Genomic DNA, 558 nt, shown 5'->3' on the forward strand with positions numbered 1-558 from the left:
TCTTAGTACCCGGAGGAAGAGAAAGAAAAATCGATTCCCTGAGTAGCGGCGAGCGAAACGGGAAGAGCCCAAACCAACAAGCTTGCTTGTTGGGGTTGTAGGACACTCTATACGGAGTTACAAAAGTATATATTAGACGAATCATCTGGAAAGTTGAATCAAAGAAGGTAATAATCCTGTAGTCGAAAATATATACTCTCTTGAGTGGATCCTGAGTACGACGGAGCACGTGAAATTCCGTCGGAATCTGGGAGGACCATCTCCTAAGGCTAAATACTCTCTAGTGACCGATAGTGAACCAGTACCGTGAGGGAAAGGTGAAAAGTACCCCGGAAGGGGAGTGAAAGAGAACTTGAAACCGTGTGCTTACAAGTAGTCAGAGCCCGTTAATGGGTGATGGCGTGCCTTTTGTAGAATGAACCGGCGAGTTACGATTTGATGCAAGGTTAAGCAGTGAATGTGGAGCCGTAGCGAAAGCGAGTCTGAATAGGGCGTTGAGTATTTGGTCGTAGACCCGAAACCAGGTGATCTACCCTTGGTCAGGTTGAAGTTCAGGTA

1 rRNA gene is annotated in these 558 nt (G+C 46.6%); it reads left to right on the forward strand.

Annotated elements, in window-relative coordinates:
• A 23S ribosomal RNA gene (locus EN964_RS36685) occupies positions 1–558 on the forward strand; the annotation flags it as partial.

Origin of the sequence: Mesorhizobium sp. M7A.F.Ca.CA.001.10.2.1 (genome assembly GCF_003998575.1) — a bacterium.
GTDB lineage: Bacteria > Pseudomonadota > Alphaproteobacteria > Rhizobiales > Rhizobiaceae > Mesorhizobium.